Raw genomic sequence first — 23,385 nt, 5'->3', positions numbered from 1 at the left:
ACTCCTTCGCCGATCGCGGTCTCAGGCGTTGGGGCGCTCGCCGGCGGCGGCCGCGTCGGCCATCGCTCCCAGCCTGTCCAGCATGGGCATCGGGTCGGTGCCGACCGTCCCCGGGAGGAGGTCGGCGATCCGCTCGGGGGTCCAGGAGCCCTCCGCGTAGGCGGCGCGCAGTTCGCGGGGCTGGGCCCAGACCGCGATCTTCGGGCCGGCGACGGTGTAGACCTGCCCGGTGATCGCCTCCTGACGGGCGCGCTCGCTGAGCAGGTAGACGACCAGCGCGGCCACGTCCTCCGGCTCGCCGATCTCCTTGAGCTCCATGGGCACGTTGGCGGACATGCGGGTACGGGCCACGGGGGCCACGCAGTTGGCCGTCACCCCGTACTTGTGCAGCCCCAGGGCGGCGCTGCGCACGAGGGAGATGATGCCGCCCTTGGCGGCGGCGTAGTTGGCCTGCGAGACGCTGCCCTGGTGGTTGCCGCTGGTGAAGCCGATGAGGGCACCGCCGCGCTGTCTGCGCATCACCCCGGAGGCGGCGCGGAAGACGGTGAAGGTGCCCTTGAGGTGAGTGGCGACGACCGGATCCCACTCCTGCTCGGTCATATTGAAGATCATGCGCTCACGCAGGATCCCCGCCACGCATACGGCGCCGTCGATCCGTCCGTACCGGGCCAGCGCGGTGTCGACGATCCGCTGACCACCGGCCATGGTCGAGACGTCGTCGGCGACGGCGACGGCCTCCCCGCCCGCCGTTTCGATCTCCTTGACCACGGCTGCCGCGACCTCGCTCGCCGGCTCGTCGCCCGTGACGGACACGCCGTAGTCGTTCACGACGACACGGGCGCCTTCGGCGGCGCAGGACAGGGCCACCGCCCGGCCGATGCCCCGCCCCGCTCCGGTGACGGCGACCACCTTGCCGGCCAGGAAGTTCCCCATGGCGCGCCCCTTCCCGCATTTTCTGACGGACCGTTAGATTTTTGAGCAGGGCGGTCCCGAGCACAAGACCTCGAGAAGCGGAAAACGGCCGACACGGCCACGACTGCGGGAGGAACCCATGTCATTGCCTGCGGAGTTCCACGAGCTGGCCAAACGGCTGAACAACTGGGGACGCTGGGGCGACGACGACGAGATCGGCACGCTCAACCTCATCACGGACGAGGTCGTACGGGCCGCCGCGTCGACGGTCACCAGCGGTCGCCGCGTCCCGCTGGCCCTGCCGCTCCGGCAGGACGGCGTGCAGACCGGGCTGATACCCGGCAGGGTCAACCCCCTGCACACCATGGTCGCGATCAACGCGGAGTTCTTCGGGCCGGGGACCGTCGCCACCAGCGACGACGTCGTGACCATGGGCCTTCAGGCCGGCACCCACTGGGACGGCCTCTCCCATGTCTCGCACGGCGGCAGGCTCTACAACGGTCGGCCGGCGAATTCGATCACCGCCCAGGGGGGCGCCGCGTTCCACGGCGTCGAGAAGGCCGGGCACATCGTCTCGCGCGGTGTCCTGCTGGACGTCGCTCGCGCCAGGGGGGTGGACCGGCTCGCCGGCGAACACGCCGTGACGCCCGAGGACCTGGAAGCGGCCGAGGAGTTGGCGCGGGTGACCGTGCGGCCCGGCGACATCGTGCTGGTGCGGACTGGCCAGATCCAGCACTACCTGGCGGGAGACAAGCAGGCGTACGCCTATCCTTCGCCCGGCCTTTCGATCCGCACGCCCGAGTGGTTCCACACGCGCGATGTCGCCGCCGTCGCCAACGACACCCTCACCTTCGAGATCTTCCCGCCGGAGATCGAGAACCTGTGGATGCCCGTCCACGCACTGGACCTGGTCGAGATGGGCATGCCGCAGGGTCAGAACTGGAACCTGGAGGCGCTGTCCGAGGCCTGCGCCACGTCAGGGCGCTACGCGTTCCTGCTGGCGGCGATGCCGGAGCCGTTCGTGGGCGGGACGGGAACGCCAGTGGCACCGGTGGCCGTCTTCTGAGGAAACCACCTCACGCGGCCACCATCACGGGCTCCCGGGCCCGTTCGGAAGACGGGCGGGCGGCGGCGCACAGATGCGCACCCCGAGCACGGCACCGTGCGCCGCCACCCAGCTCCGGCGCCTGAGCCCTGTTGTCGCGCCGGATCGCGACCCGCACTCGCCAAGCAGCCCGACAGGCGGGCCTCTCGACGTCCCCTCGCAACGAATCGCTGCATCCAAGGGTGATCACGTGACCACTTCACGTCAACACCTGGTCTGGACTTTGTCGACTAAGCCCGATTTGTCGCGGCGTGTTGTGGCTCAAAAGCGCCACTCCAGCACGGTCCTCCGCGATCGACCTCGCACCAGATGCGCTTGCCGGCGCCTTCGCGGTGCCAACCCCAGCGGTCGGCGAGGCCGTCCACCAACTCCAGGCCCCTGCCCCCGGTCTCGTCACCCTGGGCCCGTCGTCGCCGCGGCGCACGAGCACTGATGTCGGCCACCTCGACGCGGACCGTACCGACGCCTCCGACCGCCGCACCGGCGGGCCCGGCCACACCGGGGAGGAGCATCCGCAGCACAGCGGGGCACCCCGTGTGCACCACGGCGTTGGTGACCAGCTCGGAGATCAGCAGGATCAGGGTCTCGGCCAGTGGCTCGTCGACCCCTATGCCCGACCCGGCCAGCCGGGACCGCGCCCACCTGCGAGCCCGCCCCACTTCCGCGGGGTCGGCCCGGACCTCCATCTGCATCTGAAGCACCTGCACCGCTCACACCATCCGAACCGGCGGACACAACGCCTCGCGTCCCGAAGAGATCACAGAACGTGATCCCCGTCGAGGACAGCATGGTTGACGTACAGTTACCCCAACAAGCGCTTCGGGCATATTCCGGCGCAAAGGAGTATGCGTACTGCATACTGTGCGACGCGCGCTGCGGGGACTCGAACAGAGGGGCGTCACACGCCCCGGAACATGACGAGCAAGGGTTTCCACCGCACTCGGCACCGCCGCTTCGGCCGTACCGGCTTTGTTCCACCCTTGAACCACTCGCACCCGACGGAGAGTACCCGAGGTCCGGCCCGACTCCGCACCGTGACGAGTTACACGAAGAACACAAGTCGATATCGACGCAGAGTGATCACTTATCGGGTGGAAGGCAGTAATTCACCCACACCGATTACCCGGCTCCATTCGCTCGGTTCGCGGTTTCCGCCATGCAATCCCCGGGGTCTTCCAGGAGGGCCGCCGCCAGAGCCTCCTCGGCCTTCGCCGCCGACTGCCACTGAGCCTGCCGGACCCATGCTCGCTTCAGATGGAGATGGACATCGGCGTCCCAGGTGAAACCCAAGCCGCCATGCAGTTGCAAACAGTCACGGGCATTACGGACAGCGGCCTCATCAGCGAGCAGTTTGGCCGCGCACACGTCACCGAGCGTCATCACCAAAGAGGCCGCATAGACGCTACTGCGTGCGATTTCCGTACGCGCGAGCATGCGCGCGCACAGGTGCTGAACGGCCTGGAAGGCTCCGATCGGCCGGGCGAACTGGGTGCGGACCTTCACGTAGGCAACGGCCATCTCCAGGGTGCGGGCCGCGCTGCCGAGTTGCTGGGCGGCGGTCAGCAGTGCCGCCTCACGGCACAGACGGCCGACGGCCAACCCCTTTTCCTGACCCGCCCTTTCGACCCCCCGCATGGCTTCATCGGCCGGCGGAAGGTAGTGGAGCGGGGTGGTCGGGTCCACCGAGCGCAAGGGCCGGGCCGCTGCCAGGGCTCCCGTCCCGTCACCCACCGGGAGCGCCCGGACCGTCGGGCCCTTGAGCAGCAGCACGGCGTCAGCCGCGTCGAGTTGCTCGACGACTCCGTCTCCTTCCAGGGCCGTCACCACCGTCGTGCCGTCCGCGGCACCTGGCACGAGCCCCGAGGCGAGGTGCGTGGCGACCAGCGGCCCCGGCAGCAGGGCTCGGCCGGCTTCCTCGAAGACGAGCACCGCTTCGGGCAGCGCGAGCCCGGCGCCCCCTTCCTTCTCCGAAAGGCGCAGAGAGAACACCCCGATCTCCCCCAACTCCTGCCACAGGGCGCGGTCGAGAGGAGCCCGCTTCGCCGGATCGGCTTCGGCCGACTTCCGTAGCTTCTCGCGGGGAAATCGCGCCGCCAGGAGATCGCGCATTCCCGCCCGCAGAGCGCGCTGGTCCTCACTCAGCCGGAAATCCATGATCGCTGTCACCGCCCTCTGGGAAGTCCGAGGATGCGCTCGGCAATGATGTTCTGCTGGATCTGGGACGTGCCGGCGGCGATGGTGTACGAGAGGGAGGAGAGGCGCTCGAGGGTCCACACGTGACTGGCGTCGAGCGACAGAGGGCCGAGGGCCTCGGCGGCCGCGTCGTAAAGCTCCTGACGGGCGTGGGAATAGCGCAACTTGAAGACCGAAGCGCCCACACCCGGTACCCCACGGCCACCCGTCCGCAACGCGTGAGCGGCCTCGCTCGCATTCCACTGGGCGAGCCGCCACAGGGCCGTGAATTCGGCGTTCAGGCGGCCGAGACGGCGACGCAGGGCGGCGTCCTCCCACCGTCCGTTCTCCTGTGCCGCACGGGCGAGCAGGGCCAGGGTGCGGCGGCAGGCGACGACTTCTCCGGCGAAGGCGGTGCCGCGCTCGAAGGAGAGGGTGACCATGGTGACGCGCCAGCCGTCGTTCTCCGCGCCGACCCGCTGGGCGACCGGCACGCGCACCTCGTCCAGGAACACCTCGGCGAATTCCGTGGATCCCGCGAGGGTGCGCAGCGGGCGGACGGTGACCCCCGGGGCGTCCATGCGCATCGCCAGCCAGGACAGGCCCCGGTGGCCGGGGGCCGAGGGGTCGGTGCGGACGAGCAGTTCGCACCAGTCGGCGACCTCCGCGTGCGAGGTCCATGTCTTGCTGCCGGTGACGACGTACGCGTCCCCGTCGCGGACCGCGCGGGTGCGCAGGGAGGCCAGGTCGGAGCCGGCCTCGGGCTCCGAGAAGCCCTGGCACCAGACCTCCTCGCCGCGCAGGACCGGCGGTAGCCAGCGGGCCCGCTGGGCGGCGGTGCCCTCCACGGCGATGGTGGGGCCGGCGTGCAGCAGCCCGACGAAGTTGGCGCCCACGTAGGGCGCCCCCGCGAGCTCGGTCTCCTCGAGGAAGATCAGGTGCTGGGTGGGGGTGGCCCCCAGTCCGCCCGCGTCGGCCGGCCAGTGCAGGCCCGCGTATCCGGCGTCGTACAGCGCCCGCTGCCAGGCGCAGTCGTAGGCGCGCCGGGCGGGCCAATCGGCCGGGGACGGCTTGGGGGGCAGGGTGGGAAGCGTCCTGTGCAGCCAGTCGCGCAGCCGGCGGCGGAAGTCTTCCTCTTCGCGGGTGCGGGTGAGGTCCACGGTGGTCACGCGTCCGCAGGGCCGACGCCGCGCTCCGGGGCCGACGCCGGGTCCGGGGCAGGGGCCGCGTCGAGGTCCAGGCCGAGCATCCGGATGGCGTTGCCCCGCATCAGTTTGTGGACGGTTTCCTCGTCCAGGCCGCGGACGTGGTCGAGAGCCACCTGTTCGGTGTGCGGGAAGGTGGAGTCGACGTGGGGGTAGTCGGTCTCGAAGGTGGCGTTGTCGCGGCCCACCGCGTCGAGGGACGCGATGCCGTGTTTGTCGCGGAAGAAGCAGCAGAAGATCTGCCGGTAGTAGTAGGTGGAGGGCGGTTCGGGGATCAGGTCGCGCACACCGCCCCAGGCCCGGTGCTCGCGCCAGACGTCGTCCGCCCGCTCCAGGGCGTACGGTATCCAGCCCATCTGCCCCTCGCTGTAGGCGAGTTTCAACCGGGGGAAGCGGACGAGGACGCCGCTGAAGAGGTAGTCGGACATCGACGCCATGGCGTTGTTGAAGGACAGGGTCGCCTGGACGGCGGCCGGTGCGTCGGGGGAGGCGGCGGGCATCTGCGAGGAGGAGCCGATGTGCATGTTGACGACGGTGCCGGTCTCCTGGCAGGCGGCGAAGAGGGGGTCCCAGTAGCCCGTGTGGATGCTGGGCAGACCCAGGTGGGTGGGGAGCTCGCTGAAGGTCATGGCCCGGACGCCGCGGGCGGCGTTCCGGCGGATCTCCGCGACGGCGAGGCCGACGTCCCAGAGCGGGACGACGCACAGGGGGATGAGCCGCCCGCCGCTGTCGCCGCACCACTCCTCGACCATCCAGTCGTTGTAGGCGCGGACGCACGCGAGGGCCACCTCCTTGTCGTGCGCCTCGGCGAAGGTCTGACCGCAGAAGCGGGGGAAGGTCGGGAAGCACAGGGACGCCTCGACGTGGTTGAGGTCCATGTCCTTCAGGCGTTCGGCGGGATCCCAGCAGCCGGGCCGCATCTCCTCGCGGGTGATGCCCTCGAGGGTCATGTCGTCGCGGTCGAATCCGACGGCGGCGATGGTGCGCTTGTACGGGAAGCGGAGGTCCTCGTAGATCCACCAGTCGGCCGGCGGTCCGTCGGGGTCCATGGTGAGCCGGTACGTGCCGCCGATGTACCGCAGCTCGCCGATGCCGTGGGTCAGCGGCCGGGGGCCACGGTCGCGGTACTTGGTCGGCAGCCAGGTCTCGAAGAGGTGGGCGGGCTCGATGACGTGGTCGTCGACGCTGACGATGCGCGGCAGGTCCATGGGGACTCCCTCCACATCTGACGTTCCGTCAGTTCTAGCCGAGGCTAGACCGCACCCCCTGGACCGACAAGGCGTGCGGGCCTACGCTCCCGGCGGATATGACGATGCGTCATCTCGAGGAGGGGGGCCGCGATGCTGTCCGGCACCGCACACGAACTGGCCGGCTCACGCACCCTGTGGGAGCTGCTGGACCGCCGTGCCGCCCTCACACCACGGGCACTCGCGCTGATCCAGGCCGGCGAACCCGCCCGGGGCCCCATGGGCGGAGGTGCCGACGAAGCCGACGGCGACCGGAGCCTGACGTTCGGCGACCTGCGGGCCCGGGCGGAGCGTGTCGCGGCGTGGCTCCACCTCCTGGGAGTGCGGCCCGGGAGCCGGGTGGCCTGGCAGCTGCCCACACGCATCGAGACCGTCGTCCTGACATTCGCGCTGGCCCGGCTGGGCGCCCTGCAGACGCCCCTCATCCCCTCCTGCCGCGACCGGGAGGTCGGCCACGCCCTGCGGGCCACCGGGGCCGAGGTCTTGGTGGTGCCCGGCGTATGGCGCGGGTTCGACCACCTCGCGATGGCCCGCCGGCTCACCTCCGCCCTGGCCGCCCGGCCCCTGGTCCTCACCGTCCACGGCACCCTCCCCGAGGCCGACGCCACAGTCCTGCCGCCACCGCCCACCGACGGCACGGAGGTCCGCTGGGTCTACTGGACGTCCGGCACCACCTCCGCCCCCAAGGGCGCCCTCCACACGGACCGCAGCCTCATCGCGGCCGGATCCTGCCTCGCCGACGCCCTCGGCCTCGCGCCCGACGACGTGGGTTCCATGGCCTTCCCCTACGCGCACGTGGCCGGCCCCGACTACACGGTGATGACGCTCCTCGAAGGCATCCCCTCCCTCCTACTGGAGCACTTCGCCCTGCCGGAGTCGCTGGGCGCGTACCGGCGGCACGGCGTGACCATGGCGGGCGGCTCGACCGCCTTCTACGCGATGTTCCTCGCCGAACAGCGCAAGGACCCCACCCGCAGACTGATCCCCACCCTCCGGCTCATGGCGGGCGGGGGCGCGCCCCGGCCGCCTGGGCTGTACGACGAGGTCGTCCGCGAGCTGGGGTGCGTCCTGGCCCACGGCTACGGCATGACGGAGGCGCCCATGATCACGATGGGCTCCCCGGACGATCCCCCGGACAGGCTGGCCACCACCGAGGGGCGGCCTCGCGCCGGGATGGAGATCAGCGTCGTCGGCGCGGACGGACGCCCGGTGCCGGCCGGCGTCGAGGGGGAGGTACGGCTGCGGGGCGAAGCCGTGTGCCAGGGGTACCTCGACCCGGAGCGCACCGCCGAGGCGTTCGACGCGGACGGCCGGCTCGTCACCGGCGACCTCGGGCACCTCACCGAGGACGGGTACCTCGTGCTCACCGGGCGCACGAAGGACATCATCATCCGCAAGGGCGAGAACGTCTCCGCGCTGGAGATCGAGCAGCTGCTCCACGGTCATCCGGGCGTGGCGGACGTCGCCGTCATCGGCCTGCCCGACCCCGCCCGCGGGGAACGCGTCTGCGCGGTCGTCCAGCAGCCCCCGGCGGCCGAGCCGCTGACCCTCGACGACATGACGACCCACCTGCGGGCCGCCGGGCTGGCGGTGCACAAGCTTCCCGAGCAGCTGGAGCTCGTGGAGGAACTGCCGCGCAACGACACCCTCCGCAAGGTACTCAAGTACCAGCTGCGCGAGCGCTTCTCCGGCTGATCACCCCGACCGCCGGAGGACTCACTGCTGGGCGCGGTAGGTGTCCCTGGCCCGCTCGAAGAAGGCGTCGACCGAGCGTTGTTCGTCCATCGGGCCCCTGACCTGCACCAGGTGATAGCGGCCCGAAAGGATCATGGCGGCGTTGCGTACGTAGACCTGACGGCCGCTGCTGTCGTTCCAGTTGAAGGCGCCCTCGGCGGTGGCCGTGCCGCCGACGTCGACGCGGCGCAGGCCGGAGGAGCCGGACCAGGAGGAGGACCGGTAGGGGGCCAGTTCGGGCTCCTTGTCCTGCTGGTAGGCCATCGGGTCGCTGCCGAACTCCGCGACCTTGTCGCGGCCGGGCACGATGATCAGTTCGTAGTCCCCGCCGACGTAGACGACCTGGCCGCGTTCGTTCTCGCCGCGCCGCCGCCAGTCCTCCGCCACGGCCACGCTGAATCCCCCGGGGTCCTTGCGCAGGGCGAATTCCTTGGGGAGGCTGCCGGTCCCGTCGGTCCGTTCCTCCTGGGCGCCGGTGGCGGTGGCCCGGCCGGCCCGGCCTTCGGCGGCGGGGCTTCCGGTGGCCGCGCTCAGCGCTCCGGCGGTGCCGGTGCGGTCGGCCGGGGCCCCGCCCGCGCTCTCGTCCGTTCGCGGCATGAACAGCAGGGCGTAGAGCACGGCTCCGATCAGGGCGAGCAGGATCAGGCCCAGCAGCAGCCGTCCCAGGCGTTGCGGGGAGGGCGCGGTGCCTGCGAACTGCTCCTGCAGGTGTCCCGTGGTGAAGCCGCCGTGGCCATGACTCCGCGCGGCCCCGCCCCGCTCCTTGGCCGTCCGCTTGTGGCGCCCGTGACCGCCCGGCGCCGGCGGGCCGGCGGCGGAGGTGCGGCCGCGGCGGCGGGCCACCTCACCGCGTCGCCGGACCACCGGCAGGCGGCGCGCGTCGGCCGGCGCGGCGGGACCGATCGACGGCACGGTGACCGTACGGCTGCCGATGTCCGGTTCCGGGGCCGAGCGGATCAGCGAGCGGAGCCAGCCGCGGAGCTCCTCGAACTCCGGCCGCTCGCCCGGGTCCTTGCGCATCAGCGATTCGACGACGGGACGCAGGGCGCCGCACTCCTCGGCGTACGCGGGTGGCTCCGCGCAGACGACCTGGACGAGCTCGGCGGTGCTCTCCTCGGGGTAGGGGGCGTGGCCCTGGACGACGCGGAAGAGCAGGGCGCCCAGCGCCCAGAGGTCGGCGGCGGGGCCCACGGGCGGCGCGAGCTGCCAGTTCTCCCGCACCGGCCAGGCCTGTTCCGGTGCCCAGCGCTCGGTGACGGCGCCGACGACGACCATGCGCGCCTGCCGGGCCCGTTCGGCGTCGAGGGCGCTGCCGGGGCTGGCGGGCGGGCCCCAGCTCTCGCCGGAGGGGTGGACGGCGGAAGCAGCGGGAGTGGCAGGAATGGCGGAAGGGACAGCCGACTCGCCGGGCCGGGCCTTCCCCGGCACGGCCGCATCCGGGGCCCCGGGCTTGTCGGGCCGGACGCCCGCCGAGGGCGGGGCGGCGTTGCCGGAGCGCCCGTCGCGGCTCGAGGGCGGGCCGTGCACCGGGGAGCCCGCGCTCCACGGCGGCGTGGCGTCGGGCGCGGGGGCCGTACCGCTCGCGGCACTGCCGCCGCCCCAGGTGGAGGCCCCGGTCGACGGCGTGGAGCCGGTCTCGGCCGCCGCGCGCGCGGCGGCACGGGTCGCCGCGTGGTAGGCGGCGATGGCTCCGGAGCGCACGGCCCGCGAGCTCTGGGGTGCGTTCGGGCCACCGCCGGCGGCGTCGATGCGCGCGACGGGGCCCGCCGGACCCTGGTCCCGGTAGGCGGGGCCGCCCTGCGGCGGCACACCGGCCGCCTTCCCTCCGGCCCCACTGCCCGGCGCGGCACCGGCGCCGGAGCCGACACCGGCCGCACCGCCGTGAACGCCGGCCCCACGCCCCGCGGCCGGTCCGCTGCCCGCGGCACCCGGCACGCCCTGACGCGGCAGGACGGCACCGCCCTGGCCCGGGGCGTACGGGGGACGCCGGGCCGCCGGGGGCCGGGGAACGGGGTCGTAGCCGCACAGCGCCTCCTCGGCCGCGCCGGCGGCCAGGCCGGTGAGGATGGCGCGGCCGTCGTCGCAGATGAGGACCGTGCGGGTGGTGATGTTGCGGTGGGTCCAGCCCTGGGAGTGCAGCGCGCGCAGGGCGGCAAGGACGTCGGCGGCCACCTCGGCGGCGCGGTGCGGGGAGAGGGTGCGCTCGGCGAGGAGCGCGGCGAGGGGACGGGCGGAGACCAGTTCGCTGACGATCCAGAGGCTGCCGGCCTCGGCGAAGACGTGGAAGACCTGGTCGAGCCGGGGGTGGTCGGGAATCTGCGCGGCGGCGGTCGCGGCCGTCAGCGCGCGGCGCACCGCGGGGTCGGCGGCGCCCTGGGCCCCACGCCCCGTGCCCGCGCTCCCCGCTCTGCCGCCGCCCCGGGGCCCGGCCCCGCCGTACGGCCTTCCGTCGCCGACGACCTCGGCGTCCACGACCTCCGGCAGGGGGATCTGCCGGACCAGGACCTCCTGACCGCTGTATGTGTCGAAGGCCCGGGTCTCCACGAGGTCGAACGCCTCGGAAGGTGGCAACGGAAGGCGGTAGCGGTCGGCGAGCACCCGGCCCGCGTAGTCGTCCACGACGCCTCCCCAATCGTGCGATCCGCCCAAACGTGCGATCCACCACCATTGCCCGAACAACCGTCAAAGCCGGTCGTTCCGCTGCTTATTGCGGCTGCGTACGGTCCACGAGGACTCACGATACGTGCCGAACCCGCCCCTTCGGGCCCGTACGGCTCAGTACGTCCCCCGGCCCGGCAACGGGTATGCCCCGGGGGCGGCTCCCGCGGGGAGGGCGGGCCGGTTCGCGCTGTTCCCGCCGTCGGTTTGCGCGCGGAACGATCCGCGGGCGCCGTCCTACTCCTCGTACGCCCCGACCCCGTCCAGGGGTGCCACGACGGGGACGGAGACGGAGACCGAGGCCTTCTTGTGCGGGGTGGAGCCGTTCTTGCCGTTGTCGCCCTTGTCCTCGCCGCTCAGGGCGAGGGCGAGGACGGTGCCGATGACGGCCAGCACGACGACGACCGCGGCGGCGAGCAGGACGCGGCGCGGCACGACGTCGGTGATCGACGCACGGCCGTACGTCGTGACGCGCCCCCCACGGTTGCCGCGGGCGTTGGCGGCGACGCTCCCCACGCGCAGCCGCACGGGCTGGTCCGACCCCTCCGGGTCGGCCGTGACGGACGAGCTCGAGAGGGTGTCGTCCCGCAGGGGGCGGAAGGCGCCGCGGGTCCGTTCGGTGGCCGCGTCGCCGGGGCGCGCCCCGCCGGCGGAGGCCGAGTACGAGGACCGGGAGGAGGACCGTCCGGACGAGGAGCCCGTGGACGGGGCCGATGAGGACGCCGACGACGAACGGCCGCCGTAGCCGTAGTCGTCCCTCTTCGCCTTGGACGACGACCGGAAGGACGAGGCGGAGGGCTTCTCCGGTATGACCGGAACGGCGATGGCCTGGGTGGCGTCCAGGTCGGGGGCGACGGGCTCCGGAGGCTTGGGCAGGCGCTCGTCCGGGGCGTTGACGGCGTCGGTCAGCAGCGCCCGCGCGCCGGCCTCGTCGAGCCGCTTCTGCGGGTCCTTGGCGAGCAGCCCGTACATCACCTCGGCCAGCGGGCCGGCGTTGCGCGGCGGCCCCAGGGGCTCCGTCATGACGGCGGTGAGGGTCGCTATGGCCGAGCCCTTGTCGTAGGGCGGAACGCCCTCGACGGCGGCGTAGAGCAGGCCGCCCAGGGACCACAGGTCGGCCGGGGGGCCGGGCTTCTGGCCGCGGGCCCGTTCGGGGGATATGTACGAGGGGGCGCCGACCAGCATGCCGGTCGAGGTGACCGACGGGTCGCCCTCGACCTGGGCGATGCCGAAGTCGGTGAGGACGACACGGCCGTCGTCGGCGATGAGGACGTTGGACGGCTTCACGTCGCGGTGCAGGATGCCCTCGCGGTGCGCGGCGCGCAGCACGTCGAGCACGGCGAGGCCCACCTCGGCGGCTCTGCGCCACTTCAGCGGCCCGTCCTCGCGGATGACGTCGGCGAGGGAGCGGCCCTCGATGAGCTCCATGACGATCCACGGACGGTCGTCCTCGTGCACGACGTCGTAGACCGTGACCGCGCCGGCGCTGCGGATGCGGGCAATGGCCTTCGCCTCACGCAGCGTGCGCGTGATGAGGCGGCGCTTCTCGTCCTCGTCGATGTTGGCCGGGAAGCGCAGCTCCTTCACCGCGACCACTCGGCCCAGGGTCTCGTCCGTAGCCCGCCAGACCGTACCCATGCCACCACGCCCGAGGACGTCCCCGAGGCGGTATCGCCCGGCGAGGAGGCGCCCTGCCGTGCCCTGCGTCTGCTCCGCCTCCGACATGCGTCCCCTCTGGCAATCAGCTCTGCGACCAACCGACCCTGGCAGAGCGACCATTGTCTCTCATCCGCGGACCGGCGGAAGGCCAGGGTCCGAGAGGCCATGGATGATGAGCGCATGCCGACGCGTGCCGCCTTCCCACGCCTCACGGCGGCCATGGCCGCGCTGAGCTGCGCCGTGGCGGTTTCGGTGACGACGGGAGGCGGTGGCGCCGGCGCCCGCTCCCCTGTAGAGGACCTCGTTTCGGAACGTACGGTTCCCGGCGCGGCCGAGCTGTCACAAGACGCTCATGGGGCGGTCCGGTTCACCACGGCGGGCGTCGCGGACGTCCGTACCGGACGCCGCATCCTTCCCACCGACCGCTTCCGCGCCGGGAGCATCACCAAGACGGTCATCGCCACCGTCGCCCTCCAGCTCGTGGCCGAACACCGGCTCGATCTGGACGATCCGGTCACCCGTCACCTCCCTGCCGACGCGGCGGCCGCCCTCCGCCGCCCGGGACCCGACGGACCGGAACACGACCGCCCGGTCACGGTCCGCCAACTCCTCGAACACACCAGCGGCCTCTTCTCCTACACCGACGACCGCGCCTTCTTCGGTCGCGTCTTCGGCGCCGGCTTCGCCGCCCACCGCTACGAGCACCACACCGCGGACACCCTGCTGCGGACCGCGCTCGCCCACCCCGCGTACGCGCCGCCCGGCAGCGGCTACCGCTACTCCAACACCGACTATCTCCTCCTCGGCATGGTCATCCGTCAGGTCACCGGACGGTCCTACGCCGCCGAGGCCCGGCACCGGGTCATCACCCCCCTGCGCCTCACCGGCACCAGCTTCCCCGGTGTCCGGACCACTCTCCCCTCCCCGCACGGCCGGGCGTACAGCCCGTCAGGCCCCGGCCCTGACGACGGGGTCACCGACGTCACGGACCTCAACCCGTCCGCCGCGGGTGCCGCGGGCGAGCTGGTCTCCACCCTCCCCGACCTCAACCGTTTCTTCGCCGCCCTGCTCGGCGGGGACCTGCTGCCCCCGGCGCAGCTGCGGGCCATGCGGGACACCACGGCGTCCGGCGGCCGGTACGGCCTGGGCCTGTTCCCCGTCCGGCTGCCCTGCCGGCGCACGGTGTGGGGGCACAACGGCGAGATCAACGGCTCGTACGTACAGACCCTCGCCACCACCGACGGCCGACGTGTGGTCAGCTACCGCGTCAACAGCGACGCGGACATCTCCCGGACGGCCGAAGCGAAGCTCCTGAGCACGGCGTTCTGCCCCACCCACCGCACCGGCCGGACCGGCTAGACCGGCTAGACCGGCTGGATCTCCGGCGCCCCCAGCCGGGCCGCGTCCGCCGTCAGGTCGTCGGGCTGCCGCTGCGACTCGCGCTCGGCCTCCACGCGCTTCTCGTAGTGCTCGACCTCCTTGTCGACCTGCGCCGCGTCCCAGCCCAGCACGGGCGCGATGAGCTCGGCGGTCTCCCGGGCGCTGCGCGTCCCCCGGTCGAAGGTCTCGATCGAGATCCGTGTCCGCCGCGTGAGGACGTCGTCGAGATGGCGCGCCCCCTCGTGCGAGGCGGCGTAGACGACCTCCGCGCGCAGATAGTCCTCGGCCCCGGTCAGCGGCTCGCCGAGCGCGGGGTCGGCCAGGACGTAGGAGAGCACCTCGTCCACCAGCGAGCCGTAGCGGTTGAGCAGGTGCTCCACGCGGGCCACGTGCAGGCCCGTGCGCCGCGCGAGCTGGGCGCGGCCGTTCCACAGCGCGCGGTAGCCCTCGGCGCCCACCAGGGGGACGTCCTCCGTGACGCAGTCCGCCACCCGCTGGGCAAGCCCGTGCACCGCCTCGTCCACGGCGTCCTTCGCCATCACGCGGTACGTGGTGTACTTGCCGCCCGCCACGACCACGAGCCCGGGCACCGGATGGGCCACGGTGTGCTCCCGTGAGAGCTTGCTGGTGGCGTCCGACTCGCCGGCCAGCAGCGGGCGCAGCCCCGCGTAGACGCCCTGCACGTCGTCGCGCGTCAGGGGGACCGCGAGCACGGAGTTCACGTGCTCCAGCAGGTAGTCGATGTCGGCGCTGGAGGCGGCGGGGTGGGCCTTGTCCAGGCCCCAGTCGGTGTCCGTGGTGCCGATGATCCAGTGCCTGCCCCAGGGGATCACGAAGAGCACGCTCTTCTCCGTGCGCAGGATCAGGCCCGTGGTGGAATGGATGCGGTCCTTGGGCACGACCAGGTGGATGCCCTTGGAGGCGCGTACGTGGAACTGTCCGCGTTCGGCGATGAGCTGCTGCGTGTCGTCCGTCCACACTCCGGTGGCGTTGACGATCTGGCGGGCGCGGATCTCGAATTCGCCGCCCTGTTCCAGGTCCCGTACGCGCGCCCCGACCACGCGCTCGCCCTCGCGCAGGAAGCCCACGACCCGCGCCCGGTTGGCGACGTCGGCGCCGTAGGCGGCGGCCGTGCGCACGAGGGTGGTGACGTAGCGCGCGTCGTCCATCTGGGCGTCGTAGTACTGCAGGGCGCCGATCAGGGCGTCCTTGCGCAGGCACGGCGCGACGCTCAGCGCCTTCCTGCGGGTGAGGTGACGGTGCGTGGGCAGGCCGCGGCCGTGGCCGGAGGAGACGGACATCGCGTCGTAGAGGGCCACGCCCGACCCGGCGTAGAAGCGCTCCCAGCCTCTGTGCTGGAGCGGGTAGAGGAAGGGCACGGGCTTCACCAGGTGCGGGGCGAGCCGCTGCAGCAGCAGGCCGCGCTCCTTCAGGGCCTCGCGCACCAGGGCGAAGTCCAGCATCTCCAGGTAGCGCAGGCCGCCGTGGATGAGCTTGCTGGACCGGCTGGAGGTGCCCGCGGCCCAGTCGCGCGCCTCGACGAGCCCGGTCGTGAGCCCGCGCGTGGCCGCGTCCAGCGCGGTGCCCGCGCCGACGACGCCGGCGCCGACCACCAGGATGTCCAGTTCCCGCTCCGCCATCCGGGCGAGCGCCTCACCGCGCTCGGCCGGACCGAGTGTCGCCGTCCTCACCATTGCCTCCCGCCTGACCGCTCTCGCCGTCGTTGCCGGTGACCCGTCACTGCCGCCGCCGCACGCCCCCCGTCGCTCCCTCGCCGCGCCGGGCGGGCACCCGTCCTCCTTCGATGCTGCCCCAGATCCGCCGTGCGGGCCGCGCCGGAACCGCGTCACCACCCCGGCGCGGCACCGACTCTCCCACGGCAATACAGGAAAACAGTCATATATCCGCCTAACCTGATGTAACGGCCTACCCCGCCGGAAACCCGCCGGTAATCCCCTCCGGGAAGGACCGCCTCCCCCTATGCCCGCAGATCTCGCCGTCATCGGTCTCGGCCACCTGGGACTACCCCTCGCCCAGGCCGCCACCGCCGCCGCCATCGCCACCGTCGGCTACGACACCGACCCCCGGAGGGTCGCCGAGCTGCGGGCCGGCCGCGTCCCCTCCGAGGTCTGCGACGGATCCCTGACCGCCGCCGGCATCCGCCGCATGCTCTCGGCCGGCTTCCGCGCCACGACCGAGGACGCCGAGCTCGGCAGGGTGCGTACGGCCGTGATCTGCGCCCCCACCCGGCTCGGCGAGGACCGGGCACTGGACCTGAGCCCCATCGGCGAGGCCGCCCGCGCCCTCGCGGCCCGGCTGCGCCCGCGCACCACCGTGCTCCTGGAGTCCGCCGTCTACCCCGGCACCACGGAGGAATACCTCCGCCCCATCCTCGAGGAGGGCTCCGGCCTGCGCGCCGGCAAGGACTTCCACCTCGCCTACTCCCCCAGCCGCCTCGACCCCGGCAACCGCGAGTACGGCTACACCAACACCCCCAAGGTCATCGGCGGCCTCACCCCGGCCTGCACGGAGGCCGCGGCCGCCTTCTACGGACGCATCTGCGAACGCGTCGTCCGCGCGCGCGGCCCCCGGGAGGCCGAGGCGGTCAAGGTGCTGGAGACCAACTACCGGCACGTCAACATCGCGCTCGCCAACGAGATGGCCGTCTTCTGCCATGACATCGGCGTCGACCTCTGGGACGTCGTACGCTGCGCCGAGACCAAGCCGTTCGGCTTCCAGGCCTTCCGCCCGGGCCCGGGCGTGGGCGGCCACGGGGTGCCCATCGACCCCAACTACATCTCCTACAGGGGCCGCAGCCTCGGCTACCCGCTGCGCATGGTGGAGCTGGCGCAGGAGGTCAACGGCCGGATGCCGCGCTACGTCATCCAGCGCTGCGCCACCCTCCTCAACGAGCACGGCAAGTCCGCGCGCGGGGCCCGCGTGCTGCTGCTGGGCGTCGGCTACAAGGCCGACCTGGGCGACCAGGAGGGCTCGCCCGCCCGGGAGATCGCCGCCCGGCTGACGGAGATGGGCGCCCAGCTGAGGTACCACGACCCGCACGTGCCGCAGTGGCGCGTCCTGGGCCAGCCCGTGCCCCGCGCCGACTGCCCCCTGGAGGCCGCTGCCGCCGCCGACCTGACGGTGCTTCTCCAGCACCACCGCTCGTACGACCTGCAGGGGCTCACGGTCAAGGCCCAGCTCCTGCTGGACACCCGCGGCGCGAGCCCCGCCGGCGCCCACCGGCTCTAGGGCGTGTCCGATGGGCCGGCACGGGCCCTGTCGAAAGCCGACCCCTACAGCCGACCCCTACAGCCGTCCCGACAGCATCCGGGGCTGCGCGTCCAGGACGGTGCGCAGCGAGGCGAAGTCCTCCACGCAGCGCCCGGTGCCGACGGCCACGCAGTCGAGCGGCTCGTCGGCGACGATCACCGGAATGTCGAGCTCCTGGCTCAGCCGCACGTCGAGGCCGCGCAGCAGCGCGCCGCCGCCGGTGAGGACGATGCCGCGGTCCATGATGTCGCCGGACAGCTCGGGCGGCGTCTCGTCGAGGGTCTGGCGCACGGCCATCACGATCGCGTCCACCGGCTCGGTCAGGGCGTGCCGGATCTCGTCGGCGGTCAGCTCCAGCGTCTTGGGCAGGCCGCTGACCTGGTCGCGGCCCCGGATGGTGAGCCGGTCCCCGGGCCGCAGGCCCTGGGTCTCCTCCGGGTCGCCGCCGGCCGCGTCCGACGACGAGTAGCCGGTGGGCGAGGCCGAGCCGATGCTCATCTTGATCTCCTCGGCGGTGCGTTCACCGATCGCGAGGGCGTACTCCTTCTTGATGTACGACATGATCGCCGCGTCCATCGCGTCGCCGGCCGTCCGCACCGAGCGCGCGGTGACGATGCCGCCCAGGGAGATCACGGCGACCTCGGTGGTGCCGCCGCCGATGTCGACGACCATGCAGCCGGTGGGCTCGCTGACCGGCAGGCCCGCGCCGATCGCCGCCGCCATCGGCTCCTCGACGAGGTGCACCTGACGGGCCCCGGCCTGCGACGCGGCCTCGATGACGGCGCGGCGCTCGACGCCCGTGATGCCGGACGGGACGCACACCACGACGCGCGGCCGGGAGAAGCGGCGGTTGCCCATGACCTTCTTGATGAAGTGGCGCAGCATCCGCTCGGCCACCTCGAAGTCGGCTATGACGCCGTCCCGCATCGGGCGGATGGCCACGATGTTCGAGGGGGTGCGGCCGATGGTCTCCTTGGCCTCGAAGCCGACCGACAGCACGCTGCCGTCCTCGGCGTTGACGGCGACGACCGACGGTTCGTTGAGCACCACCCCCTTCCCCCGCACGTACACCAGCGTGTTGGCGGTGCCGAGGTCGATGCCCATGTCCCTGCCGCTGAACGACTTGCTTTGCGCCATAAGTCGTCAGTATTCCCTATGCTCGAACCTTTATACGGAGCGAACGGAGCGTACAGCCCCGGCAGTCACGACAAGGCGGCACGGCAGGCGGCACGGCAGGCGGCACGGCAGGCGGCACGGCAAAGGGCCCGGACCGCCGAAGCGGCCCGGGCCCTGCGCGAAGTCACCGACGAGGCGTCAGCGCTTGTCGTGCTGCGACGGGGCGACCGTCACCTCGACACGCTGGAACTCCTTCAGGTCGCTGTAGCCGGTGGTGGCCATGGCGCGGCGCAGGGCGCCGAACATGTTCATGGAGCCGTCCGGGGTGTGCGAGGGACCGGTGAGGATCTCCTCGGTGGAGCCGACCGTGCCCAGGTTCATGCGCTTGCCGCGCGGCACGTCCTCGTGGACGGCCTCCATGCCCCAGTGGAAGCCCCGGCCCGGCGCGTCGGTGGCGCGGGCGAGCGGGGAGCCCATCATGACGGCGTCGGCACCGCAGGCGATGGCCTTGGGCAGGTCGCCGGACCAGCCCACGCCGCCGTCGGCGATGACGTGGACGTAGCGGCCGCCGGACTCGTCCATGTAGTCGCGGCGGGCGGCGGCGACGTCGGCGACGGCGGTCGCCATCGGGACCTGGATGCCCAGGACGTTACGGGTGGTGTGCGCGGCGCCACCGCCGAAGCCGACGAGGACACCGGCGGCACCGGTGCGCATCAGGTGCAGGGCGGCGGTGTACGTGGCGCAGCCGCCGACGATGACCGGCACGTCGAGCTCGTAGATGAACTGCTTGAGGTTCAGCGGCTCGGCGGCGCCGGAGACGTGCTCGGCGGAGACCGTCGTGCCGCGGATGACGAAGATGTCCACGCCGGCGTCGACGACGGCCTTGGAGAACTGCGCGGTGCGCTGCGGGGAGAGCGCGGCGGCGGTCACGACACCGGAGTCGCGGACCTCCTTGATGCGCTGCCCGATCAGCTCTTCCTTGATCGGCTCGGCGTAGATCTCCTGGAGACGCTTGGTCGCGGCGGTCTCGTCCAGCTCGGCGATCTCGGCGAGCAGCGGCTCCGGGTCCTCGTGGCGGGTCCACAGACCCTCGAGGTTCAGCACGCCCAGGCCGCCCAGCTCACCGATGCGGATGGCGGTCTCGGGCGAGACGACCGAGTCCATGGGGGCGGCCAGGAACGGCAGCTCGAAGCGGTAGGCGTCGATCTGCCAGGCGATCGAGACCTCCTTGGGGTCGCGGGTACGGCGACTCGGGACGACGGCGATGTCGTCGAACGCGTACGCCCGGCGGCCGCGCTTGCCGCGCCCGATCTCGATCTCAGTCACGTCTGTGGCCTTTCACTTTCCTTGGCGCTCCGTCTGCCGCATACCAGTATCCCCGACGCGGCGGAGCCCGCGGCCTGGCGGCTGCGGGCTCCGGGGGCGCTGTGCGAAGCTCCTACTACTACCGGCGGGAGTAGTTCGGGGCTTCAACCGTCATCTGGATGTCGTGCGGGTGGCTCTCCTTGAGGCCCGCGGACGTGATCCGCACGAAGCGGCCCTTGTCCTTGAGCTCCTGGATGTCCGCCGAGCCGACGTAGCCCATGGAGGCGCGCAGGCCGCCGATGAGCTGGTGGGCCACCGAGGCCAGCGGGCCGCGGTAGGGAACCTGGCCCTCGATGCCCTCGGGGACCAGCTTGTCCTCGGAGAGGACGTTGTCCTGGAAGTAGCGGTCCTTGGAGAAGGAGCGCGCCTGGCCGCGGGACTGCATGGCGCCCAGGGAGCCCATGCCGCGGTACGACTTGAACTGCTTGCCGTTGATGAAGACCATCTCGCCCGGCGACTCCTCGCAGCCCGCGAGCAGCGAGCCGAGCATCACCGTGTCGGCGCCGGCGGCGATCGCCTTGGCGATGTCGCCCGAGTACTGCAGGCCACCGTCGCCGATCAGCGGGACGCCGGCGGCGTGGCAGGCCTGGGCGGCCTCGTAGATGGCGGTGACCTGCGGGACGCCGATGCCGGCGACGACGCGGGTGGTGCAGATCGAGCCCGGGCCGACGCCGACCTTGACGCCGTCCACGCCGGCGTCGATCAGGGCCTGGGCGCCGTCACGGGTGGCGACGTTGCCGCCGACCACGTCGACGTTGATGTTGGACTTGACCTTGGCGATCATGTCGAGGATGCCGCGGCTGTGGCCGTGGGCGCTGTCGACGACCAGGAAGTCGGCACCGGCCTCGACGAGCGCCTGGGCGCGCTCGAAGGCCTCGGGGCCGACGCCCACCGCGGCACCGACGACCAGGCGGCCCTCGGCGTCCTTGGCGGCGTTGGGGTACTTCTCGGCCTTGACGAAGTCCTTAACCGTGATGAGGCCCTTGAGCACGCCGGCGTCGTCCACCAGCGGCAGCTTCTCGATCTTGTGGCGGCGCAGCAGCTCCATGGCGTCCTCGCCGGAGATGCCGACCTTGCCCGTCACCAGCGGCATCGGGGTCATGATCTCGCGGACGGCGCGGCTGCGGTCCACCTCGAAGGCCATGTCGCGGTTGGTGACGATGCCCAGCAGCTTGCCCGCCGGGTCGGTGACCGGCACACCGCTGATGCGGAACTTGGCGCACAGGGCGTCCGCCTCGGCCAGCGTGGCGTCCGGGCGGACCGTGATCGGGTCCGAGACCATGCCGGACTCGGAGCGCTTGACGAGGTCGACCTGGTTGGCCTGGTCCTCGATGGAGAGGTTGCGGTGCAGCACGCCCGCGCCACCCTGGCGGGCCATGGCGATGGCCATGCGCGCCTCGGTGACCTTGTCCATGGCGGCGGACAGCAGCGGGATGTTGACTCGTACGTTCCGCGAAACCCGCGAGGAGGTGTCCACGCCGTTCGGCAGGACCTCGGAGGCGCCCGGCAGCAGCAGGACGTCGTCGTATGTCAGACCGAGCATCGCGAATTTCCCGGGCATTCCGTCGACGTTGTCAGTCATGACACCTTCCCAAATGGTCTTGCCCCAGCGAGGACTCCCATGCTAACGGCCGTCACGCGTGTCCCATTCCACGATGACTGAGTCCCGCATCACTTAGAGATTCCTACGAATTCCCACGCGTTCACTGCTCGGCGAGCGCGCGCAGCCTGCTGAGCGCCCGGTGCTGGGCCACCCGCACGGCACCGGGCGACATGCCCAGCATCTGTCCGGTCTCCTCCGCCGTCAGCCCGACCGCGACCCGCAGCAGGACCAGCTCGCGCTGGTTCTCCGGCAGGTTGGCGAGCAGTTTCTTGGCCCACTCGGCGTCGCTGCTGAGCAGCGCCCGCTCCTCCGGCCCCAGCGAGTCGTCGGGCTGCTCGGGCATCTCGTCGGAGGGCACGGCCGTGCTGCCGGGGTGGCGCATGGCGGCGCGCTGCAGGTCGGCGACCTTGTGCGCGGCGATGGCCACGACGAAGGCCTCGAAGGGGCGCCCGGTGTCGCGGTAGCGCGGCAGGGCGCACAGCACCGCGAGGCAGACCTCCTGGGCGAGGTCGTCCACGAAGTGCCGGGCGTCGCCCGGCAGCCGCGACAGCCGGGTGCGGCAGTAGCGCAGGGCGAGCGGGTGCACCAGGGCGAGCAGATCGTGGGTGGCCCGCCGGTCGCCCTCGACCGCGCGGCTGACGAGGGCGCCGATCTCCCCCGGTCCGGCAGCCACGGGGGGCTCCGGGGTCTCGTCGTCGCGCATCGGTCCATGGTGCCTTGACGTCAAGCGATCCACGGCATCGCCTTCATCGTTGTACGTCGAACCGTTACGCGTCGGTGTCCTCGCACTCACGTCTCGCGTCGCCCCCTTCCGGGTATACCCGCCCCGCGCCCACGACTCCACCGATAGCTTGAGCCCGTGCCGCGTGGCATCGGGCAGGGCCTGTCCGTCATGAGGTCTCTTCCGGCCGAGTGAGAAACCTCGGCCTCCGCCGGGGAGGAGTCACACTCCAAGGATGCGGCATCCCTCGGAGTTTCGGAGTCGGACGCCCGTCACCGGGTGATCGCACGCCTGAGCGCGCACCCTCGACCGGCGTGATCGCGGACCCGCGACCAGGGGGACCGGGGCCGACGGGGCCGTGAGCGGCGACATGAGGCCGCGGTGCGCACCACCTGTCCGAGTGACGCGTACCGCGACCGCACGGCGCCACGCGCCACGTCCCCGCCCTAGCGGACCAGACCCCAGCGGAATCCGAGCGCCACCGCGTGGGCCCGGTCCGAGGCGCCCAGCTTCTTGAACAGTCGCCGGGCGTGGGTCTTGACGGTGTCCTCCGAGAGGAACAGCTCCCGGCCGATCTCGGCGTTGGAACGCCCGTGGCTCATGCCCTCCAGCACCTGGATCTCACGCGCGGTGAGCGTGGGCGCCGCGCCCATCTCCGCCGAGCGCAGCCGGCGCGGGGCGAGCCGCCACGTCGGGTCGGCGAGGGCCTGGGTCACCGTGGCGCGCAGCTCGGCGCGCGAGGCGTCCTTGTGGAGGTAGCCGCGCGCCCCGGCGGCGACCGCGAGCGCGACGCCGTCCAGGTCCTCGGCCACCGTGAGCATGATGATCCGGGCGCCGGGGTCGGCGGAGAGCAGCCGGCGCACGGTCTCCACACCGCCCAGGCCGGGCATGCGTACGTCCATCAGAATGAGGTCCGAACGATCGGCGCCCCAGCGGCGGAGGACTTCCTCGCCGTTGGCCGCCGTCGTCACGCGCTCGACGCCGGGCACGGTCGCCACCGCGCGCCGGAGCGCTTCTCGGGCAAGCGGGGAGTCGTCGCAGACGAGGACGGATGTCATGGCCGCCCTCCGCAGCTGATGCGCGTCACCTTGAGCCTCCAGAGGCTGGTACTGATCGTCACCTGTGCGGTTGACGACGCCCGGGCACCTGCCACCCGCCCGACTGCTTCACGCGTCAACCGTCTCCGCACTCTCAACGACGGTCACCCGAAAGAGTTACGGTCTCGGTCGGTCGTGTTC

The 23,385-nt window shown here is 72.3% G+C and carries 16 protein-coding genes and 1 pseudogene; 4 read left to right on the top strand and 13 right to left on the bottom strand.

Annotated elements, in window-relative coordinates:
* Positions 1 to 21 precede the first annotated feature (21 nt).
* Positions 22 to 933: an SDR family oxidoreductase gene (locus AB4K12_RS26715; protein WP_368436812.1), complete on the bottom strand. Its 912-nt coding sequence runs from the start codon at positions 931 to 933 to the stop codon at positions 22 to 24.
* A gap of 118 nt (positions 934 to 1,051) precedes the next feature.
* Here AB4K12_RS26715 and AB4K12_RS26710 point away from each other — a divergent pair, with 118 nt between their 5' ends.
* Positions 1,052 to 1,978: a cyclase family protein gene (locus tag AB4K12_RS26710; protein ID WP_368436810.1), complete on the top strand. Its 927-nt coding sequence runs from the start codon at positions 1,052 to 1,054 to the stop codon at positions 1,976 to 1,978.
* Positions 1,979 to 2,247: 269 nt separating this feature from the next.
* Here AB4K12_RS26710 and AB4K12_RS26705 read toward each other — a convergent pair whose 3' ends face one another.
* The 4 genes from AB4K12_RS26705 to AB4K12_RS26690 form a co-directional block, all read right to left on the bottom strand.
* Positions 2,248 to 2,724 carry an ATP-binding protein gene (locus AB4K12_RS26705; protein ID WP_368436806.1) on the bottom strand — a complete coding sequence of 159 codons (477 nt, stop codon included), beginning with the start codon at positions 2,722 to 2,724 and terminating at the stop codon, positions 2,248 to 2,250.
* 412 nt (positions 2,725 to 3,136) lie between these two features.
* Complete coding sequence (locus AB4K12_RS26700) at positions 3,137 to 4,171, bottom strand: acyl-CoA dehydrogenase family protein (RefSeq protein ID WP_368436804.1); 1,035 nt, start codon at positions 4,169 to 4,171, stop codon at positions 3,137 to 3,139.
* Positions 4,172 to 4,179: 8 nt separating this feature from the next.
* Positions 4,180 to 5,349, bottom strand: a complete 1,170-nt coding sequence (locus AB4K12_RS26695; RefSeq protein WP_368436951.1) for an acyl-CoA dehydrogenase family protein — start codon at positions 5,347 to 5,349, stop codon at positions 4,180 to 4,182.
* Positions 5,350 to 5,354: 5 nt separating this feature from the next.
* Complete coding sequence (locus AB4K12_RS26690; RefSeq protein ID WP_368436802.1) at positions 5,355 to 6,602, bottom strand: amidohydrolase family protein; 1,248 nt, start codon at positions 6,600 to 6,602, stop codon at positions 5,355 to 5,357.
* A 132-nt stretch (positions 6,603 to 6,734) separates the two neighbouring features.
* On the opposite strand from AB4K12_RS26690, the gene AB4K12_RS26685 reads away from it, so the two are divergent.
* Positions 6,735 to 8,336, top strand: coding sequence for a class I adenylate-forming enzyme family protein (locus AB4K12_RS26685; RefSeq protein ID WP_368436801.1), 1,602 nt, complete (start codon positions 6,735 to 6,737; stop codon positions 8,334 to 8,336).
* Between the two features lie 21 nt (positions 8,337 to 8,357).
* Here the strand turns inward: AB4K12_RS26685 and AB4K12_RS26680 are convergent, their stop codons facing one another.
* Positions 8,358 to 10,994, bottom strand: coding sequence for a protein kinase (locus AB4K12_RS26680; RefSeq protein ID WP_368436799.1), 2,637 nt, complete (start codon positions 10,992 to 10,994; stop codon positions 8,358 to 8,360).
* A gap of 384 nt (positions 10,995 to 11,378) precedes the next feature.
* Positions 11,379 to 12,758, bottom strand: a pseudogene (locus tag AB4K12_RS26675) (serine/threonine-protein kinase); the annotation flags it as partial.
* Positions 12,759 to 12,872: 114 nt separating this feature from the next.
* Between AB4K12_RS26675 and AB4K12_RS26670 the strand changes: the two are divergent.
* Entirely contained in the window at positions 12,873 to 14,051 is a 1,179-nt protein-coding gene (locus AB4K12_RS26670; RefSeq protein ID WP_368436798.1) for a serine hydrolase domain-containing protein, read from the top strand.
* 5 nt (positions 14,052 to 14,056) lie between these two features.
* Here AB4K12_RS26670 and AB4K12_RS26665 read toward each other — a convergent pair whose 3' ends face one another.
* The gene (locus AB4K12_RS26665) at positions 14,057 to 15,763 is read right to left on the bottom strand and encodes a glycerol-3-phosphate dehydrogenase/oxidase (protein ID WP_368436796.1); all 1,707 of its coding nucleotides are present in this window, start codon (positions 15,761 to 15,763) and stop codon (positions 14,057 to 14,059) included.
* Positions 15,764 to 16,052: 289 nt separating this feature from the next.
* Between AB4K12_RS26665 and AB4K12_RS26660 the strand changes: the two genes are divergently transcribed.
* Positions 16,053 to 17,321, top strand: a complete 1,269-nt coding sequence (locus AB4K12_RS26660; protein ID WP_368436794.1) for a nucleotide sugar dehydrogenase — start codon at positions 16,053 to 16,055, stop codon at positions 17,319 to 17,321.
* Positions 17,322 to 17,378: 57 nt separating this feature from the next.
* Here the strand turns inward: AB4K12_RS26660 and AB4K12_RS26655 are convergent, their stop codons facing one another.
* From AB4K12_RS26655 to AB4K12_RS26635, 5 genes are all read right to left on the bottom strand, one after another.
* The gene (locus AB4K12_RS26655; protein WP_362254400.1) at positions 17,379 to 18,479 is read right to left on the bottom strand and encodes a rod shape-determining protein; all 1,101 of its coding nucleotides are present in this window, start codon (positions 18,477 to 18,479) and stop codon (positions 17,379 to 17,381) included.
* A gap of 177 nt (positions 18,480 to 18,656) precedes the next feature.
* Positions 18,657 to 19,784 (bottom strand): GuaB3 family IMP dehydrogenase-related protein, encoded by a 1,128-nt coding sequence (locus AB4K12_RS26650; protein ID WP_058046779.1) that lies wholly within the window; start codon positions 19,782 to 19,784, stop codon positions 18,657 to 18,659.
* Between the two features lie 118 nt (positions 19,785 to 19,902).
* A complete protein-coding gene (guaB, locus tag AB4K12_RS26645; protein WP_368436792.1) occupies positions 19,903 to 21,405 on the bottom strand; it encodes an IMP dehydrogenase in 1,503 nt (500 codons plus the stop codon).
* Between the two features lie 121 nt (positions 21,406 to 21,526).
* Positions 21,527 to 22,129, bottom strand: a complete 603-nt coding sequence (locus AB4K12_RS26640; RefSeq protein ID WP_086567115.1) for a sigma-70 family RNA polymerase sigma factor — start codon at positions 22,127 to 22,129, stop codon at positions 21,527 to 21,529.
* Between the two features lie 464 nt (positions 22,130 to 22,593).
* Positions 22,594 to 23,205, bottom strand: a complete 612-nt coding sequence (locus AB4K12_RS26635) for a response regulator transcription factor (protein WP_003948568.1) — start codon at positions 23,203 to 23,205, stop codon at positions 22,594 to 22,596.
* Between the last annotated feature and the right edge of the window lie 180 nt (positions 23,206 to 23,385).

The sequence above is a fragment of the Streptomyces sp. C36 genome (genome assembly GCF_040932295.1).
GTDB classification, from domain to species: domain Bacteria; phylum Actinomycetota; class Actinomycetes; order Streptomycetales; family Streptomycetaceae; genus Streptomyces; species Streptomyces triculaminicus.
The sequence above is the reverse complement of the archived record's forward strand: the minus strand, read 5'-3'. Positions and strand labels throughout refer to the sequence as shown.

Excerpts from the sequence above, each read along its gene's own strand:
- AB4K12_RS26715 (WP_368436812.1), bottom strand. The coding sequence starts at position 933 with ATGGGGAACTTCCTGGCCGGCAAGGTGGTCGCCGTCACCGGAGCGGGG.
- AB4K12_RS26710 (WP_368436810.1), top strand. The coding sequence starts at position 1,052 with ATGTCATTGCCTGCGGAGTTCCACGAGCTGGCCAAACGGCTGAACAAC.
- AB4K12_RS26700 (WP_368436804.1), bottom strand. The coding sequence starts at position 4,171 with ATGGATTTCCGGCTGAGTGAGGACCAGCGCGCTCTGCGGGCGGGAATG.
- AB4K12_RS26690 (WP_368436802.1), bottom strand. The coding sequence starts at position 6,602 with ATGGACCTGCCGCGCATCGTCAGCGTCGACGACCACGTCATCGAGCCC.
- AB4K12_RS26685 (WP_368436801.1), top strand. The coding sequence starts at position 6,735 with ATGCTGTCCGGCACCGCACACGAACTGGCCGGCTCACGCACCCTGTGG.
- AB4K12_RS26670 (WP_368436798.1), top strand. The coding sequence starts at position 12,873 with ATGCCGACGCGTGCCGCCTTCCCACGCCTCACGGCGGCCATGGCCGCG.
- AB4K12_RS26660 (WP_368436794.1), top strand. The coding sequence starts at position 16,053 with ATGCCCGCAGATCTCGCCGTCATCGGTCTCGGCCACCTGGGACTACCC.
- AB4K12_RS26655 (WP_362254400.1), bottom strand. The coding sequence starts at position 18,479 with ATGGCGCAAAGCAAGTCGTTCAGCGGCAGGGACATGGGCATCGACCTC.
- guaB (WP_368436792.1), bottom strand. The coding sequence starts at position 21,405 with ATGACTGACAACGTCGACGGAATGCCCGGGAAATTCGCGATGCTCGGT.
- AB4K12_RS26640 (WP_086567115.1), bottom strand. The coding sequence starts at position 22,129 with ATGCGCGACGACGAGACCCCGGAGCCCCCCGTGGCTGCCGGACCGGGG.
- AB4K12_RS26635 (WP_003948568.1), bottom strand. The coding sequence starts at position 23,205 with ATGACATCCGTCCTCGTCTGCGACGACTCCCCGCTTGCCCGAGAAGCG.